Source organism: Pseudomonas sp. KBS0707, from assembly GCF_005937945.2.
In the GTDB taxonomy this organism is placed as follows: Bacteria; Pseudomonadota; Gammaproteobacteria; order Pseudomonadales; family Pseudomonadaceae; genus Aquipseudomonas; species Aquipseudomonas amygdali.
Map to the genome: position 1 here is coordinate 4961047 of NZ_CP041754.1, position 17115 is coordinate 4978161.

Here is a 17115-nt window from a genome sequence, read left to right on the forward strand (position 1 = left end):
CGGCGTGGCCGAAGGAGTGCTGATGTCCCCACTGGATGGTTATACGGCAATGCCCGCCCGGCAACGCGGCGCCATAGGCATGATGGCCGCGCTCACATTGGGATTGGCGCTGCTGTGCACACTGATAGTGGTCGACAGCGGCAGGCTGTATCTGGAGAAACGCTCGTTGCAGCGGGTTGCGGACATCGCCGCCCTGGAAGCTGCGGGGCGCAGGGGAACGTGCAGCGGGGCGGCCACCGCCCCCGGTTTCGCCACACAAAGTGCCACGCGTAACGGCTTTACCCCGAATACCGGAGGTCGAACGCTAACCACCCTCTGCGGCACCCTTACCGTGGGCCTGCAGAGCCAGCGCGTATTTGTCGCGGACTCCACCCAGGCACTGGCCATTCAAGTGTTCGCGGCGCATCCGGTGCCACGAAGTATTGCTGCCGGTATTGTTGCCCTGTTCGAAAAAACTCCCTCCCCTGCGAACATCACGATCAGCGCCACAGCCGTGGCTGCCAGTGCCGCGCCACTGGCGGCACTCACCATTCGCAGTGCGGCGGTAACAATGGACAGCACTCGGGCGGCCATTCTGAACCCGCTCATCGGCAGCCTGCTCGGTGGCACACTCAACCTGAGCGTAGCGAACTGGCAGGGCCTCGCCAGCACCGACCTCAGCCTGTTGAGCTATCTGAACCGACTCAAGACCGACCTTAACCTGACTGCGGTCGGTTACAGCGAGGTGCTCAACACATCGGTTTCTGTCAGCAAACTGATCCAGAGTGCTATCAATGTGCTCGATCCCGGCGCGACCTTGAACGGTACGGCCACCATCGCAGGCCTGCAAGCCTTGAAACTGGCGGCTGGCGCAACCACTGTGTTGCTCGGCGACGTGCTGTCGATACAGGGCAGTTCGGACCTCGCTGCATTGAATACCAACCTGCGCCTTCTGGACCTGGTTCAAGGCCTTGCGCAACTGGCCAACGACAAGACCGGCATATCGACAGCTGCGCAAATAAATGTAGGCACCCTGGCACAGGTCAACACACGATTTCAGGTCGTTGAGCCGCCTCAGTTATCGGCCATCGGCGACCCGAGCAAGATCGACCCGCTCAATCCCAAAACCGGTGCCAACCGGATCTACGTGCGCACCGCGCAGATGCGTGCGCTGGTGTCGATCAATCTGCCGGTGCTGGGCACCATCACGTCATTGGCCAACACTGCGGGCTCGGTGGTCGGCAGCCTGACACCGATCCTCAATAGCGCGTTGAGCCTGAACATCGCGGGCTTGGTGACATCAGCCACCTGCGCCGTAGGGCTGAACAGTTGCATGGTCACCGATTTCAAGTTTCTGACCTCGGACTCTTCTGCCAGCGCCGGCCCCAGGATAGATCTGAGCCTGTCGCTGGCCAGCGCCGACACCTATGTCACCGGCTACACCTGTACCAGCAATACCAGCAAAACCTTGAGTGTCAAAACAGATGCAGGATTGCTCAGCGCCAAGGTTGGCTGGATTGACAGCACGGCAGCGTTTCCTGCCAGCACTGACCCCTCGGCAATCACCGCACTGCCTCTACCGGTGCTGGATATAGGCACCAAGACCTGCCAGAAGATAGCGGGACTGTTGGGCAACTGCACCGCCCGTACCCCCTTCGGCGGTGGCGGCATAGGTCTCACGTTCGACACGGTAAGCCAGTCGCCGCTGGGCAGCTCAACGGTCGTCAGTACAACCTTCAGCTCGCCCAATCTGCCGGAAATCAACAGCGCGCCCTATTTCCTGACAAGCGTTGCGCACACCAAACCCAGTACGTTGCTGAACGGCACGGTTTCCAGCGTAAAGGTGAATGTCTATAAACCTGCGACCAGCAATGTGCTAGGCAACGTCATTACTGGAGCAGCTGCAACGCTGAACAGCCTGACCGTTGCGCTGGACGCTATTGTGGAGAACACGCTGACCGGCTTGCTGACATCAGTCGTCGACCCGCTGTTCGAGTCACTTGGCCTGAGTCTGGGTGACGCCGATGTGGGGGCCAATTTAAGCTGCAACATCGGTCAGGCGACGCTGATTATCTAACCGGCGTTGAATATCGGCAGCTCGATCTGGAAACGAGCGCCCTCCCCGACGTTGCCGACGCTGAGCTGGCCGCCCATCTGGTCGACGATGCCGTAGCTGACAGACAAGCCCAGTCCGGTGCCGACACCGACAGGCTTGGTAGTGAAGAAAGGCTCGAAAATGCGCTCCAGCAAACGCGGATCAATCCCCCCGCCGTTGTCCTGAACCGCCAGCCGGATGATATTTTCGTCCCGCTCGGCCTCGACGCTGATCCACGGTTCGAAATCCCGGTCTTTTTCCCGACGTGACAACAACGCATCACGGGCGTTGACCATCAGGTTGATCAGCACCTGCTCAAGCTGATCGACATGCCCGCGAACCTGCACGTCTTCGATCATGGTGCCGACCCGCAACTGCACACCCTTGCCTTTCATGCCTTCGGCCAGCATCGAGAGGGTGACTTCCACCGCCTGCGCCGGATCGAACAGATGCTCCTCCACTTCAGAGCGCCGACCGAATACCCTCATATGGTCCACCACGCGGGCAGCACGCTGTACCTGCGTGTCGATACGGTTGAGCTTTTCGGTGAGGTATTCGATGTCCACGTCTCCGCGCCCAAGACGCTTGAGGACGTTGACCACCGCCATGCGCATAACATTGAGGGGCTGATTTATCTCATGGGCGAGGCCTGTGGACATTTCGCCAAGCGTGGCCATTTTCGCGCTCTGGTTCAATTGCATCCTGGAGCGGCGCACATCCGTGTTATCACGGCCCACGGCCTGAACCTCGACCAGCGTGCCGTGCTCGTCGAATATTCCCCGGTCGGCCCAGACCCACCAGGCATACTCACGGCCGGGCAGCTCGATACAGATTTCTTCGGTGCTCACCGGCGCTTGCGGGGTGAGTTGACCAATGCGCCGAATGAATGCCTCGCGCTGCTCGTCCGAAAGCCAGTCCCCCAGATTGATCCCGGTCAGTTGTTCCGGCGTGCATTCCATGTAATTGGCCAGTGGACGGTTGCCGAAACTCAGTACCAGATCCGGAGAATAGCGGCAGATCATGGCCGGTGAGTCTTCGACCAGAATGCGGTATCGCTCTTCGCTCTGGCGCACGTGCTCGGCCGCCAGAGTGGCTTCGGTCACGTCCAGCCACAGGCCGACCGCCTCCACGGGCATGCCGAGGTCGTCACGCAACAATCGCGCTTCGTCCAGCAACCAATGGTAGTGGCCGTTCTTGTTGCGCAACCTGTAACGCCGACTGACAACGCCTCCGCGCAACAGCTGCCGGTTACGCTCGAACCAGATGTCGCGGTCTTCGGGGTGAATGTATTCCGCCAGCTGGCCATCTACGCAGTCAGCCAGCGTCCAGCCCAGCAAGGGCGTGAGACTGTCACTGAAAAAGGTTGGCTCAAGGTTGCCGTGATCGTAGCGCTGCACATAAATCACGGCCGGCGAGCTGGCAATGAGGTTATCCAGCCGGGCGTGAGCGGCCGCTGCTTCGGTTTCCTGATTCTTGATATCACTGACATCGAGCATGAAACCCAACACTCGCTGAACCTGACCACTGATCAGCGCCTGGCCCTGAATACGGTACCAGAGGGTTTCCTGGGCGGGATCGCTCTGTGCCAGACGCACGCAAAGCAGCAGCGGCGTGCCTTTGTCACGTAACTGCGCCAGACGACTGGAAAGCTCTTGTCGATCAGCCGGATGAATCAACGCCAGCCAGTCTTGACGCGACAGACTTTCGACCCGGTCACCCAGACGCAGACTGCGCGCCAATTGCGGTGCCAGCAGGATTTCGTCACGAGCAGGCATCAGCTCCCACCAACCGGTGCCCAGTAGATCCTGAAGCACCGCCAGGCGCTCTACATGGTGACGGTTGTGCTGCTCGGACAAGCGAAAAAGCACCGGCCCGGCCAGCGCCGAACACAGGTTGAGCCACTCGCGCTCACCAAGATCCGGAGCCTGCTGTTGCGGGTTATAGAAACCGAACATCAGCCATGCTTTAGCAACGTTGTCACGGCTGTGGGGGATCAGAAAACCGTCCGCGTTGCCGAAGGCACTCTGCAACGGCCCTTGGTCGACGCCGCCGCCAAACCTGAGTTGATGGGTGATATTGGCATCGAATCGATCCAGCGCATTGCCCAGTCGCTGCCCAACCTGCCATAACTCCGGCGCGGTGTGGGCGCTGTACTGGCAGTAGACACGCCAGCCAGAGCCGCTGACTTCCGGCAATACCAGCGCCAGACAGGGAACGCGCCATAGCTGCGCCAGTTCCTCGAGTTGCTCGGTCACCACGGCAGTCAGCCGGTCCACGTTGCACACGCGCACACGCTCGGCCATTTGCCCGGCAAAGCGCAGGCATTGCTGGCGGCTGCGGGCGGCACTGGCCTCCTCCATCAAGTCGCTGATATCCAGCAGCTGCAACAGCCAGCCCTTGCCATGCGCCTGCACCCAGCCACGGGCGTGCAAGGTATGCGCATCGGCACTCTTGAAGTCCAGATCCAGCATGTGCCCCAGCCAGTCATGCGGCACGCCTTCAATGACCAGCGCGCTGTTTGGCAGCAACAGGTTCATCAACCGCTGCGCAGCTGACAGCGGAGCGGCAATGCCCAGCCGCGCAAGCAACTGCGGGCTGATGCTCTGTATCCGTCCTTCGTCATCGAGCAGCACATAAAGGTCGACCCCGACCGGTCCCGGCTCGCTCGAAACGGGCACAGCTTGGGATACCGGCGGCGCTTCACCACGGCCCAGCCAACGGCTCAGACGATTTTTTTCAAGGGGCAAGTTGCAGACTCGCTTGTGCAGTAAGGTTGGTCGGCAAGCGCGGGACCTCGCCGATGCCAGGGAGCGTCAATAACGGGAGTACCTGGGTCAATCGGGTCTTGGGGTACTGGATGGTCACCGTCAGAACACCGGCGGTGTAGGTCACGTTGGTATAACTGACGTTGAAACCCAGCGCAGGCGGCATCCATGACAGCTGATTCATGACGACACTCTGCGCCTGGCTGACCAACAGAGTGTTATAGCCACTCACTGTCGGGCTAAGGGCGACACTTCGGCGCACGGCTTCACTGGCCGCCGCATTGAAAGACTGCATCATAAGCAACGGCAGGCTATAACTCACCACGCCATAGAACACGGCAAAGAAAACAACGAACACCGCAGCGAACTCAATAGCGGCGGCACCTTGCTGCCGATGAGGCAAGGCATGCTGCAGAACGGTTTTCATATCAACGTCTACCCTGACATTTACGGCTTCAACAGAGCATAGATTCTTTCCGGAAAACAGGATGTTTTTTGCTTGATGAAATTATTTCTTCTGCTTGTCTGGTTTGTAATTTGCGCCGAACAGGATGCGCGACGCAAGCACATTTCAAACGGGCTGACACTGGGCGCAACAACACTGGCGGCCGCCTGGCTGGCAGGCACCGGAACGACCTGGCTAGGCGCCCCGCCACTGGAAGCCGCGCTGGCACTGGCGCTGGAACTGGGCTTGACATTGCCTGGTTATGCGCTCGGCAAGCTGGGCGCCGGAGACGTCAAGCTGATGGCCGCACTCGCGCTCGCCTCCGACAGCGTCTATTTACTGTGCACGTTTATCGGCGCAGGCATCGCCGCGCTGACCTGGGTGTTGCTCGCCAGGAAAGTGCAGCATCATATAAACCAACGAGTTGCGCAGCGTTACGCCTATATGTTCCCTGACGCGCCAGATAAATATCCTTTTTCACCTTTTTTATTGGCGGGCTTGCTGCTGACAGTAGCGTTGCTCCATTAGTCGACTCTCGGCCAATTGAAAGTTTAATGCTATGTACATAGTCGGAAAGTACGACTACGGTTAACACATCGCTGTGGCGTACTGTCATTGAACTACCCGAAACGGGTCATACAACGCTTAATCATGTTTTGCTGAATGGATAAAGGTTCCGGTCTGCCGGCCTTAACAGCATGGAGTTGCATGTGGATAACTACCCGGTCACGAAATTTCTGGTGGTCGACGACCAGCCTCTTATTGTTGAAGAACTCTGTGAGTTTCTGGAGAGCAACGGCTATGCGTGCGTGCGCTGCCATTCAAGCCTTGAGGCCATCGAGCATTTCAGCAGCGACAGCGCTATTGGCATCGTACTCTGCGACCTGGAAATGCCAGGCATGAATGGGATCGAGATGGTCGAAGCCATGAAGATGGCTGGCGGCAAGACGCATCTGTTCGAGGCCATCATGCTGACCGGACAAGCCGAGAAAAAGGATGTCATCAAGGCTCTGCGAGCCGGCATCGCCGATTACTACCAGAAGCCGGTCAACCTTGAAGAGTTGCTTGAGGGTGTCCAGTTGCAGGTGGAAGCGCTGCACGAACGGCAAAAAAACCGTCAGCAATTGGGCCTGCTCAACGAGAAACTTCAGTTTCTGGCCGCATCCATAGACGACCTCTATCAAAATCTGGATAACTTTCAGAACAGGGCGCAGTCCGAGCGCAAAACCAGCTCCGAGAGTGATGCACAGATGCCCGTATCGCTGGCCAAATTGTCACCCCGCCAGCTTGACGTCGCGCGCCTGGTCAGCAAGGGGCTGACCAATTACCAGATTGCCTGCGAACTGGGCATTACCGAAAACACTGTCAAACTCTACGTGTCCCAAGTGCTGCGCTTGACCCACATGCATAACCGCACCCAACTGGCCTTGGCATTTTCACCCGGCAAATCGGCAGAGCGGCAAAAGCTGATCGAAAGCCAGGACTGAAACCGAATCAGGCCTCGATTTCCGTCAACACGACGTGATAGGGCACATCCACCAGGGCCGAATGCACCTGATTGCGGCCCGCGTGCTTGGCGCAGTACAACGCAGTATCCGCCTGTGACGCAAGGCTCAGACTGTCGTCATTAGCCCCCAGAGAAACGACCCCGGCGCTGAAAGTGCAAAACAGATCGGTCGGCTGCGCGGGGTAATGGATCTCCGCAAAGCGATGGCGGATCTCATCAAGCACTTTATGGGCACTTTGAATGTCGGTATCCGGCATGACGATGGCAAACTCCTCACCACCGTAACGACCGATGAAGTCGGTCTTGCGCAGGCGCTGCTTGAGAAATAGCGCCAGGCTTTTGATGACGCGATCTCCCATCGGGTGACCGTGGCTGTCGTTGACCTTCTTGAAGTGGTCGATATCGAGCATGGCAAAACACAGCGGCTTACCCTCGCGTCGCGAGCGAAAGCTGCAATCTTCCAGCAGTTGCAGGATGTGCGTGTGATTGTAGAGCCCGGTCAGGCTGTCACGAACCATGCGCGCCTTGAGGCTGCGGGCTCTGGCGGCGCGATTGCGAACCGTGGTGATCAGGTGGCGTGGCTTGATCGGCTTGGTGAGGAAGTCATCGCCACCCTCGCTCATGGCGTCAAGCTGCTTGTCCTGGTCATCCTCGGCCGACAGGTAAATGATCGGCACGCTGACATAGCGGTCATTATGGCGAATGACCTTGGCCAGCTCAGTGCCGGTGCAACCAGGCATGTACATGTCGAGAATGATCAGGTCCGGCTGAAACTCCGCCAGTTCGGACATTGCCTGAATCGGGTCGAGCAGAACCCGCGTAACAATTCCGGCTGCATTCAGAATGCGTTCGGTGTGCATTGCCTGAGCGCGGGAATCGTCGATGATCAGCACTTTATAGGGTTCGTATTGAGCGACGCAGGTCAAGACTTCGATTTTTTCCAGCAGACTCGACGCTTCCAGCGCGCCGGTCAAAAACTCTTCGCCACCGGCCCGCACTGCTGCGAGGCGGGTGGGCGTATCGGTTTCGTTAAGGCTGAAAAACAACAGCGGAAGCTTCTGCTCCAGGCCTTCCTGAGCCTGTGAGGCCAGCTTCAGACCTTGTCCTGGCCCGCTGAAATCGACATCCATGACAATCGCAGCCGGATGCCGTTGCGCCATTGCGCGCTGAAACTCGGCAACACTGTGCAGCGACAGGGCTGCCAGACCGAAAAACTCCAGCTGCTTGGCCAGACGCTCGGCCCGCTCATGGTCCTGAAGCACCACATAGACCGGCTTGCGCAGCGGAGGCAGCGACGTTTGCTCAAGCTGGTCGCCATGCCGCAGCCCGGTGCGGGAGAGACGTTGCATCAGACGATTGAGGTCAGTGATGACGCTGCTGTTGAGGCGACCGCGATTGGCTTCGACAGCCTCAAGTGCCTGGTTGATGTCATGCGCCAGTGAAATGTGTTCAACCTGCTCGAAGCGCTCGGCAAAGCGCAGTAAACGCAACGTCGATTCCTTGAGCTCAGCCATGTCGCCAGCCGACCACTCGGCTTTCTGCAGACGTTGCCACGTCTCCAGAATCTGGCGTGCCTGGTGGATGACCCTTTGGGCAAAATGATGCTTCAGGCGATCTCGGCTAGGGTCTTCTGGCTCGGTCATATTGAGACTACTGTGGTTTTACTGAGCGATACGGCTGATGGCGCTATGCTAGCACCTCCGTTACAACAGAACAGTGCCGTAAGTCACTTATTTGACAACATTTTGATGGCGCTTAGCCATTACTCAAAATCAATCGACTGATAGAGCCTGGCTATAGGCCTTGAGATGCAACCTGGAAGTTGAAAGCAATTCGCTTTTGGCTTGAAGCTCGAAGCTTGCAGCTGCCCCGATCGCACCTTAGGGTAAGGTTGCGGTCGAACCCCACGTGAAGCATTCAACTCAAGATCGAAAGGACCCTACCATGCTGGATTGGAAGAACCGCGCAGGCAGCGCGGGTGAGCGCACCGCTGACACTTCATCGGTCAAACGCCGCGGTTACCTGGGTAACCTGTTCTATAGCCGCGCTCTGGGCGCCTTGATCTTGATTTACCTGCTGGTTGCACTGGTAGTCGGCTGGTACTGGAGCAAAGAGCCTGCACTGTTCCCGGTACAACAGAACGCTCAAGCCGCCGCCGAGCGCGAAGGCAAGCCAATGGTTATCGGGTATACGACGGTTGAAACGCTCAAGACCGTGGCTGGCACCCTGCTCAACAAGCGCGGTGGATATCTGTCCAACGACCGCATGCCACCAGGCTTGTGGCTGGACAACATTCCAAGCTGGGAATACGGCGTACTGGTGCAGGTGCGTGACTTGAGTCGTGCGCTGCGCAAGGACTTTGCCCGTTCCCAGTCTCAATCTGCCGAAGATGGCGATCTGGCTCGCGCCGAGCCGCTGTTCAACTTCAACAATCGCAGCTGGATCCTGCCTTCCAGCGAGTCGCAATACGCCGAAGGTATCAACTCTCTGAGTCGCTACCAGGCACGTTTGTCCGACCCGAACCAGAAAGGCGCGCTGTTCTATGCCCGCGCCGACAACCTGAACAACTGGCTGGGTGATGTCGGCACCCGCCTGGGCTCGCTGTCGCAACGCCTTTCGGCCAGTGTCGGTCGGGTCAAACTCAACAGCACGCTGAAAACCGAGGCCGCTGTTTCGGTCAAACCTGGCGAAGTACCGCAGGTAGACGAGGAAATCGTCGAGACCCCGTGGCTGGAAGTGGACAACGTGTTCTATGAAGCGCGCGGTCAGGCCTGGGCTCTGTCGCATCTGCTGCGCGCCATTGAGGTCGACTTCGCCGATGTACTGGCCAAGAAGAATGCGACCGTCAGCGTGCGTCAGATCATTCGTGAGCTGGAAGCGTCCCAGGAACCGCTGTGGAGCCCGATGATTCTGAATGGCAGCCCGTTCGGTGTGTTCGCCAACCACTCGCTGGTCATGGCCAACTACATCTCGCGTGCCAACGCCGCGGTTATCGACCTGCGCCAGTTGCTGAATCAAGGCTGATGTCTATTCCTGCCAACGAGGCCGCGCACCGTGCCGCCTCGGATGCCGAGCAGATCGCCTGGGTCGACGAGCAGGACCGACTGCTCGGCTCGCGGGTCCGCGCCGACTTGCGCGAGCGCGGACTGATCGGGCGCGGCACTTATATCCTGCTGTTCAACAGTGCCGGTGAGCTTTGCGTGCATCGGCGCACACTGAGCAAAGCGATTTATCCCGGTTATTGGGATGTCGCCGCAGGCGGAATGGTGCAGGCGGATGAAAGCTATGACGAGTCCGCTGCCCGGGAGCTGGAAGAGGAGCTGGGCGTCAGTGGCGTACCGTTGCAGGCCCACGAACGGTTTTTCTTCGATCAGCCGGGCAACCGGCTCTGGTGCGCCGTGTTTTCAGCCGTGTGGGACGGGCCCTTGAGATTGCAGCCCGAAGAAGTGCTGGAAGCGCGCTTCATGCCCATCGCCGACGTTCTGCATCAGGCTGAAAAAATCCCTTACTGCCCGGACTCGCTCGCGGCGCTGAAACGCTACCTGCAGCAGATAGAGAATGCTCAGTAAGCCAGTGTTCAGAAATTGGCGTATCCAGCCCCTTAGCAACCGGTCTGTTTGCCGTTACACTGCGCGACCTTTTCAAACTGGACCGGCCCTGCCGTTTCAGTAGCGCTGCCCCTGCCAGAGTGGGGCTTCGCGGTCGATGGTTCGTGTGAGCCCGACCCATCTTCAGTCCTCAACAAGAGGATTTTTGCGTGGCTAAAAAAGCCGCTTCTCTCGCCGCCCTTGGTGGCTTGGTGTTTTCAACCGACGCAGGGCGTCACTGCCCGGATTGTCGTCAGCCCGTTGCCGACTGCACCTGCAAACAGACCGCCATCCCCGAAGGTGACGGTATTGCCCGCGTGCGCCGGGAAAGCAAAGGCCGTGGCGGCAAGACCGTGACTACCATCAGTGGTGTCCCGCTGGCAGAAGAGCCGCTCAAAGACCTCGCCAAAGCCCTCAAGCAGCGCTGTGGCACAGGCGGATCGCTCAAGGACGGCGTGATCGAGATTCAGGGCGATCACGTCGAACTGCTATTGGCAGAGCTGATCAAAAAAGGCTTCAAGGCTAAAAAGTCCGGCGGCTGAATCCGCGTAGCGGGCAGCGAATCAAATCGTCATTTCAACTCATTACACTGCGCCCAGCTGGCTATTGGCTGGCGCAACGACTTCTTTATAGGGGACTTCGATGTCCGTACGACGCACACGCAAAGACGATGGCAGCCAATGGACAGTTGCGGACAGCCGCAGCGTTTATGGTATTCGCCATTGGGGCGCGGGTTATTTTGCAATCAACGAAGCAGGTCGCGTTGAAGTCCGTCCCAATGGGCCGGACAGCTCGCCCATCGACCTTTACGAACAGGTCGACAACCTGCGCAAGAGCGGCCTGTCGCTGCCCTTGCTGGTGCGCTTCCCCGACATTCTGCAAGACCGTGTGCGTCAACTGACCGGTGCATTCGACAGCAACATCGCGCGCCTGGAATACCAGAGCCAATACACCGCGCTGTACCCGATCAAGGTCAACCAACAGGAAGCGGTGGTGGAAAACATCATCGCCACGCAGAACGTCTCCATCGGCCTGGAAGCGGGTTCCAAACCGGAGCTGATGGCCGTGCTGGCATTGGCGCCCAAAGGCGGCACCATCGTCTGCAACGGTTACAAGGACCGTGAGTTCATACGTCTGGCGCTGATGGGCCAGAAGCTGGGCCACAACGTATTCATCGTCATCGAGAAAGAATCCGAAGTCGAGCTGGTGATCGAAGAAGCCGCCGAGCTGAAAGTCGCCCCTCAGGTAGGCCTGCGCGTGCGCCTGTCTTCCCTGGCGTCGAGCAAATGGGCGGACACCGGCGGCGAGAAATCCAAGTTCGGTCTGTCGGCCGCACAATTGCTGTCGGTGGTCGAGCGCTTCCGCAAGGCCGGGCTCGATCAGGGCATCCGCCTGCTGCACTTCCACATGGGCTCGCAGATCGCCAACCTGGCTGATTACCAGCACGGCTTCAAAGAGGCTATCCGCTATTACGGTGAGCTGCGCAAACTCGGCCTGCCGGTGGATTACATCGATGTCGGCGGCGGTCTGGGCGTCGACTACGACGGCACCCACTCACGCAACGCCAGCTCGATCAACTACGACATGGACGACTACGCAGGCGTGGTGGTCGGCATGCTCAAGGAGTTCTGCGATGCGCAAAGCCTGCCGCACCCGCATATCTTCTCGGAAAGCGGCCGCTCGCTGACCGCCCACCACGCCATGCTGGTGGTCCAGGTGACCGACGTCGAGAAGCATAACGACGAAGTGCCGGAAATCTCCGACAAGGAAAGCCTGCCGGAAACCGTGCAGTGGCTGGTGGACCTGCTGGGTCCGACCGACATAGAAATGGTCACCGAAACCTACTGGCGTGCCACGCACTACATGAGCGACATCGCTACCCAGTACGCCGATGGCAAAATCAGCCTGGCGGAGAAAGCACTCGGCGAACAATGCTACTTCGCCGTCTGCCGCCGCCTGTACAACTCGTTGAAGGCACGTCAACGCTCGCACCGTCAGGTGCTCGACGAACTCAACGACAAGCTGGCCGACAAGTACATCTGCAACTTCTCGGTGTTCCAGAGCCTGCCCGATACCTGGGCCATCGGCCAGGTGCTGCCGATTCTGCCCTTGCACCGTCTGGACGAAGAGCCGGTGCGCCGCGCCGTGCTTCAGGACCTGACCTGCGATTCCGACGGCAAGATCAAGCAGTACGTCGATGAGCAGAGCATCGAGACCAGTATGCCGGTGCACTCGTTGAACGAAGGCGAAGACTATCTGCTGGGGATCTTCCTGGTAGGCGCCTATCAGGAAATTCTGGGGGACATGCACAACCTGTTCGGTGATACCGACTCGGTGAACATCTACCAGAACCCGGACGGCAGCGTTTACCACGCGGGCATCGAAACCCACGACACCATCGAAGACATGCTGCGCTACGTGCATTTGTCGCCGGAAGAACTGATGACCCATTACCGGGACAAGGTCGCCAGCGCCAAGATTACCCCGCGCGAGCGTACCTACTTCCTCGACGCCCTGCGCCTGGGGCTGACACGCTCTTCGTACCTGTCGTCCTGATTCCAGGATTTGCGATGGGGCCTGCAATTGGGCCCCATCTACTGTGACTGTGGTGCCAATGCTGTGCACTCATCGTTACAGGCAAGTTCTGATAAGCCAGGAGAATGAGGCCAAACGCCTTGTTTCGGGGTGCGTTCCGGCCTCTTCGCGAGCAAGCTCGCTCCTACGAGACTTATGCGCTGGAGCGATGGTTATGCGCACATCGTAAGCCGCTACCCACATTCCCTGTAGGCAACGTCCGGTTCTACCTGCAGCCCTCTACCCTGCCCGATTTCTGCGCCAGAATTCGCGGTCGCATTCCCGGTAGAGAAGCACTCCATCATGCCCGACCCCACCAGCGCGCCGCTCTTTCGTCTGGAAATTGCCCGCCTGCAGCGCTGCTTCACTGTCCTATCGTTCAGCGCAAGCGAGGCGATCAGCCAGCCTTTTACATTTGAACTGGACATTCTTGGCGACGGCCTGGATCTGGACCTGACCGGCCTGATGTACAAACCTGCCTCGCTGAGCTTCGGAAGCCGGAAGAACTTTCACGGTCAGATTCAAGGCGCGACACGCAAGCATTACCAACCCGGCCCGGCGTGTTACACGCTGATAATGGGGCCTCGACTGGCCTGTCTCGGGTTACGCCACCAGTCGCGCATCTTTCAGCACATGACCGCCACCCGGATCATCACCCAGGTGCTCGAAGAACATGGCCTGAAGAACTGTTTCCGTTTTGATCTGCCGACCGAGTGCCGCGAACGCGACTGTTGCGTGCAGTATCAGGAATCCGACCTGCAACTGGTCCAGCGCCTGTGCGCAGAAGAAGGCATTCACTACCACTTTGTCCATTCACGGCATCGCCACGAATTAGTATTCGGCGCCAACCTGCACGGGTTTGCGCGCAGCCCTGTCGCACGCTGGCGTCAATTCGCGCAACAGTCCGGGGTGACCCGGTTTGCCGTCACCGAGCATGCAACGGATCTGCCCGGCAGCCGCGCAGCCCAGCACGCGACAGGCGAGAGTACCTTGCCATTCGTGACTTGCGCAGAATTGCTGCCGCTGGCCGACCATCCCGAGAAGAACTGGAACCACATGTGGCTGATCACAGAAGTCCGGCATCGCTTTGGCATCGTTGATGGCAATGACCGCGGGGCATCGGAACGCTACTCGAACCAGTTCAAGGCCATACCATGGGAAGTCGGCTTCAGAACGCCTGCCCCGGCACCGCGCGAGCCGGTTGCGCACCTTCAGCGAGGCTGGATCATCGGCATCAGCGGCGATCCGGCAAGGCTTGATGCGTCAGGCCGGGTGCACGTCCGGCTGGAGTGGGAATGGCAACACCCGAATGATCCCGGTGGTGGCTGCTGGCTGCATCTGGCACCGGGGCTGGATATCGAATGTCGCGCCGGTATGTCAGTGGCGGTGAGCTTTTCTGAGGATGACACACACCCACCACTGATCATCGGCTGTCTGCCGGCGCAGGAGGCGCGTCGCGAGAATGATCCAGCGCCTGTCGAAAACGTTCAAATGCACCTCGACCGGCAAATGTTCATTGGCGCTGACCGACTGCTGCAACTGGCAGACGGGGTCTGCCTATACCTTGGTGAAGGCAGCAAAGTCACACTGGATGCGGGGTCCAGCACGGTGCAGGTCGACGATAATGGCCTGACACTGAGCAGCCCGCGCATCAGCTTTGCCAGCAAGGCGAATGGCCGTTCTTCGGGTGATCCGGACGCTATTGAATGACGTAGTAGTAACTATGCGGCACTGGGGCGAAGCGCGACGGTCTCAGGCATATCCGACTTATCTGCCAGAGCCCTTCCCTTATGATACGAGTGATTTTCCTGACACTCATGACGGGTGCCGTACTGGCAGCATTGTCCGGTTGCTCGCCCTTGAAGCTGCTCAACACGTTGAATCCGACCGGCCCTGTCGATCATGTCTACGGGGTGGCCTACGGGCAGGATCCACGCAACACGCTGGACGTTTACACCCCACAGACTAAACCGGCAAATGCGCCAGTCGTGGTGTTTTTCTATGGCGGCAGCTGGAACACCGGTTCGAAAGCCAATTACGCCTTCGTCGGCGAAGCATTGGCTGCGCGTGGCATGGTCGTCGTGATTGCCGACTACAGGCTCTATCCGCAGGTGCGCTACCCAAGCTTTCTGGAAGATTCAGCCAAGGCGCTGGCCTGGGCGCACAAGCATGCAAAAACCTACGGTGGCGATCCTGACCGCTTGTACGTGATGGGCCACAGTGCAGGTGCCTATAACGCTGCGATGCTGGCGCTCGACCCCCGCTGGCTAGCCCGTGAAGGCTTGTCGCCGTCCATTCTCAGCGGCTGGATCGGGCTGGCCGGGCCGTACGACTTTCTGCCTATCGAGAACGCCGATGTGAAACCGGTGTTCTTTTTCCCCGACTCACCGCCTGACTCGCAACCCATCAACCACGTCAGTTCCAGCGCGCCCCCTGCGTTGCTGATGGCCTCGAATACGGACTCGCTGGTCAACCCCAAACGCAACACCGGTGGCCTGGCGCGGGCATTGCGCGAGGCGGGTGTGCCAGTACGCGATCTGTACTTCTCGCGCACTAACCACGGCACGCTGGTCGGTGCATTTGCCAAGCTGTTAAGCGGCCTGGCACCGGTGGTCGACGAGGTCGACATGTTCGTCAATCACACCCCGCCAAGGCTCGCGGAAAAGAACCGTGCAGCCTTGAAGACTCAGTGAACGAACCAGCCGTCCCGGCGCGTCAATCGCCAGGCAATGGCACCAAGGCTCAGGCCGCGCAGCAGGGTAAAAGCCAGAAACGTCAGCCATAACGCGTGATTGCCGTTGCTGGAAGCCAGATAAGCCACCGGCGCGATGCCTGCTGCGCTGAACAGCATCGCGTTGCGCATTTCACGGGCACGGGTGGCACCGATGAACAGCCCGTCCAGCAGGTAACTCCAGACGGCCAGCAGTGGCATCAGCGCCAGATATGGCAGATAGGTCATGGCCGTTGCGCGAACCTCGGGAATATCGGTCTGCACGCTGACGAACCCATGCCCGCCCACCAGAAACAACAGCGCAAATGCCACGCTGGCAATCAGTGACCAGCCTCCCGCGACCACCAGCGAGCGCCGCAGCGTATCCCGGTCACGCGCACCAATGGCATGGCCGCACAGCGCCTCGACCGCATGCGCCAGCCCGTCCAGTGCATGGGCAGTCAACAGCAGGCCGTTAAGCAGCAACGCGTTGGCGGCAACCGTTGCGTCACCCAGACGAGCGCCCTGCACGGTGATCAGGAACATCACCGATTGCAGCGCCAGTGTGCGCAGAAAGATGTCTCGATTGACCGCCAGCAAGGGTCTCCAGTTGCTCCATAGCTTCAGCGCTGACCAGACGATCTGCCCCGGCCAGGCGCGCAAGGTCTTGCGGGCCAGCAGCAGACCGAGCACTACGCCGGTCCACTCTGCCAGCACCGAGGCACGCGCCGAACCGACCACTCCCCAGTCCAGACCGATGACGAACCACAGGTTGAGCGCGATATTGACCAGATTGGTGATGAGCAGAATGGCCAGTGGCGCTCTGGCGTTTTGCGCGCCGAGAAACCAGCCGACCAGCGCATAACTGGCCAGCGCCGCAGGCAGGCCGAACAGCCGGGTGTAAAAGAAATCCAGGGTCATTTGCTGCAGATCGGCAGACGGCTGCATCATCGCCAGCGCCAGATGGCTGAACGGCAAGGCGATCACACCCAGCAACAACGCCAGCCCGATGGCCAGCAATAGCCCCTGCAACAGGATCCGGCGCAACGCAGCACTGTCATTGCGCCCCGCCGCCTGCGCAGCAAAACCGGTGGTGCCCATGCGTAGAAAACCCATGGCCCAGGCAAGGAAGGTGTAAAGCGTCGACCCGACCGCGACGGAACCCGACTGATGCGCGTGCGGCAGATGACCGATCACTGCGCTGTCGACCAGCGCTACAAGCGGAACGGAAATATTCGACAGAATCATCGGCGCAGCCAGCGCCCAGACACGACGATGGGTTGAGCGATGACGCCAATCGTTGAGCAACGTGGACATGAGAACTCCCGGCAAGGCGAGCATTGTAGCCAGAGCGCCAAGGCTTTGCTGTGCAGATGATGGTGGCCAGGTCGTGAATGTGCGGCGCGGCGAACATTTGTGACGCGGAGCGTCACCCAAGGCATTCCCACGCTGG

Annotated in this window: 13 protein-coding genes; 9 read left to right on the forward strand and 4 right to left on the reverse strand. The window is 59.4% G+C overall.

The genetic code is table 11. From position 1 onward, the window contains the following. Positions 1 to 22: 22 nt before the first annotated feature. Positions 23 to 2056, forward strand: coding sequence for a pilus assembly protein TadG-related protein (locus FFH21_RS23650; RefSeq protein ID WP_011169549.1), 2034 nt, complete (start codon positions 23 to 25; stop codon positions 2054 to 2056). On the opposite strand, the gene FFH21_RS23655 is transcribed toward FFH21_RS23650, so the two are convergent. Next, positions 2053 to 4821 carry a PAS domain-containing protein gene (locus FFH21_RS23655; protein ID WP_011169550.1) on the reverse strand — a complete coding sequence of 923 codons (2769 nt, stop codon included), beginning with the start codon at positions 4819 to 4821 and terminating at the stop codon, positions 2053 to 2055. The two genes, FFH21_RS23650 and FFH21_RS23655, sit on opposite strands and share 4 nt — an antisense overlap. Further along, a complete protein-coding gene (locus FFH21_RS23660; RefSeq protein WP_004655672.1) occupies positions 4811 to 5266 on the reverse strand; it encodes a TadE/TadG family type IV pilus assembly protein in 456 nt (151 codons plus the stop codon). The genes FFH21_RS23655 and FFH21_RS23660 overlap by 11 nt, the downstream gene beginning before the upstream one ends. A gap of 75 nt (positions 5267 to 5341) precedes the next feature. Between FFH21_RS23660 and FFH21_RS23665 the strand changes: the two genes are divergently transcribed. Together FFH21_RS23665 and FFH21_RS23670 are read left to right on the forward strand one after the other, a co-directional pair. Further along, positions 5342 to 5812 carry a prepilin peptidase gene (locus FFH21_RS23665; protein ID WP_041924643.1) on the forward strand — a complete coding sequence of 157 codons (471 nt, stop codon included), beginning with the start codon at positions 5342 to 5344 and terminating at the stop codon, positions 5810 to 5812. Positions 5813 to 5982: 170 nt separating this feature from the next. Continuing rightward, positions 5983 to 6771 carry a response regulator transcription factor gene (locus FFH21_RS23670; RefSeq protein ID WP_162885662.1) on the forward strand — a complete coding sequence of 263 codons (789 nt, stop codon included), beginning with the start codon at positions 5983 to 5985 and terminating at the stop codon, positions 6769 to 6771. 7 nt (positions 6772 to 6778) lie between these two features. Here the strand turns inward: FFH21_RS23670 and FFH21_RS23675 are convergent, their stop codons facing one another. Next, positions 6779 to 8434 (reverse strand): PleD family two-component system response regulator, encoded by a 1656-nt coding sequence (locus tag FFH21_RS23675; protein WP_004666293.1) that lies wholly within the window; start codon positions 8432 to 8434, stop codon positions 6779 to 6781. A gap of 301 nt (positions 8435 to 8735) precedes the next feature. On the opposite strand from FFH21_RS23675, the gene FFH21_RS23680 reads away from it, so the two are divergent. The 6 genes from FFH21_RS23680 (at position 8736) to FFH21_RS23705 (ending at position 15645) form a co-directional block, all read left to right on the forward strand. Beyond that, positions 8736 to 9815, forward strand: a complete 1080-nt coding sequence (locus FFH21_RS23680) for a DUF2333 family protein (protein ID WP_002555348.1) — start codon at positions 8736 to 8738, stop codon at positions 9813 to 9815. Further along, entirely contained in the window at positions 9815 to 10360 is a 546-nt protein-coding gene (locus FFH21_RS23685) for an NUDIX hydrolase (protein ID WP_002555349.1), read from the forward strand. The genes FFH21_RS23680 and FFH21_RS23685 overlap by 1 nt, the downstream gene beginning before the upstream one ends. A 188-nt stretch (positions 10361 to 10548) precedes the next feature. Then, positions 10549 to 10920 carry a translation initiation factor Sui1 gene (locus FFH21_RS23690; RefSeq protein WP_004655683.1) on the forward strand — a complete coding sequence of 124 codons (372 nt, stop codon included), beginning with the start codon at positions 10549 to 10551 and terminating at the stop codon, positions 10918 to 10920. A gap of 100 nt (positions 10921 to 11020) precedes the next feature. Continuing rightward, a complete protein-coding gene (speA, locus tag FFH21_RS23695; RefSeq protein WP_004666294.1) occupies positions 11021 to 12934 on the forward strand; it encodes an arginine decarboxylase in 1914 nt (637 codons plus the stop codon). Between the two features lie 321 nt (positions 12935 to 13255). Beyond that, complete coding sequence (locus tag FFH21_RS23700; RefSeq protein ID WP_011169553.1) at positions 13256 to 14662, forward strand: type VI secretion system Vgr family protein; 1407 nt, start codon at positions 13256 to 13258, stop codon at positions 14660 to 14662. Positions 14663 to 14742: 80 nt separating this feature from the next. After that, entirely contained in the window at positions 14743 to 15645 is a 903-nt protein-coding gene (locus FFH21_RS23705; RefSeq protein ID WP_019740686.1) for an alpha/beta hydrolase, read from the forward strand. Here the strand turns inward: FFH21_RS23705 and FFH21_RS23710 are convergent. Beyond that, positions 15639 to 16979: an MATE family efflux transporter gene (locus FFH21_RS23710; protein WP_011169555.1), complete on the reverse strand. Its 1341-nt coding sequence runs from the start codon at positions 16977 to 16979 to the stop codon at positions 15639 to 15641. The genes FFH21_RS23705 and FFH21_RS23710 overlap by 7 nt on opposite strands. Between the last annotated feature and the right edge of the window lie 136 nt (positions 16980 to 17115).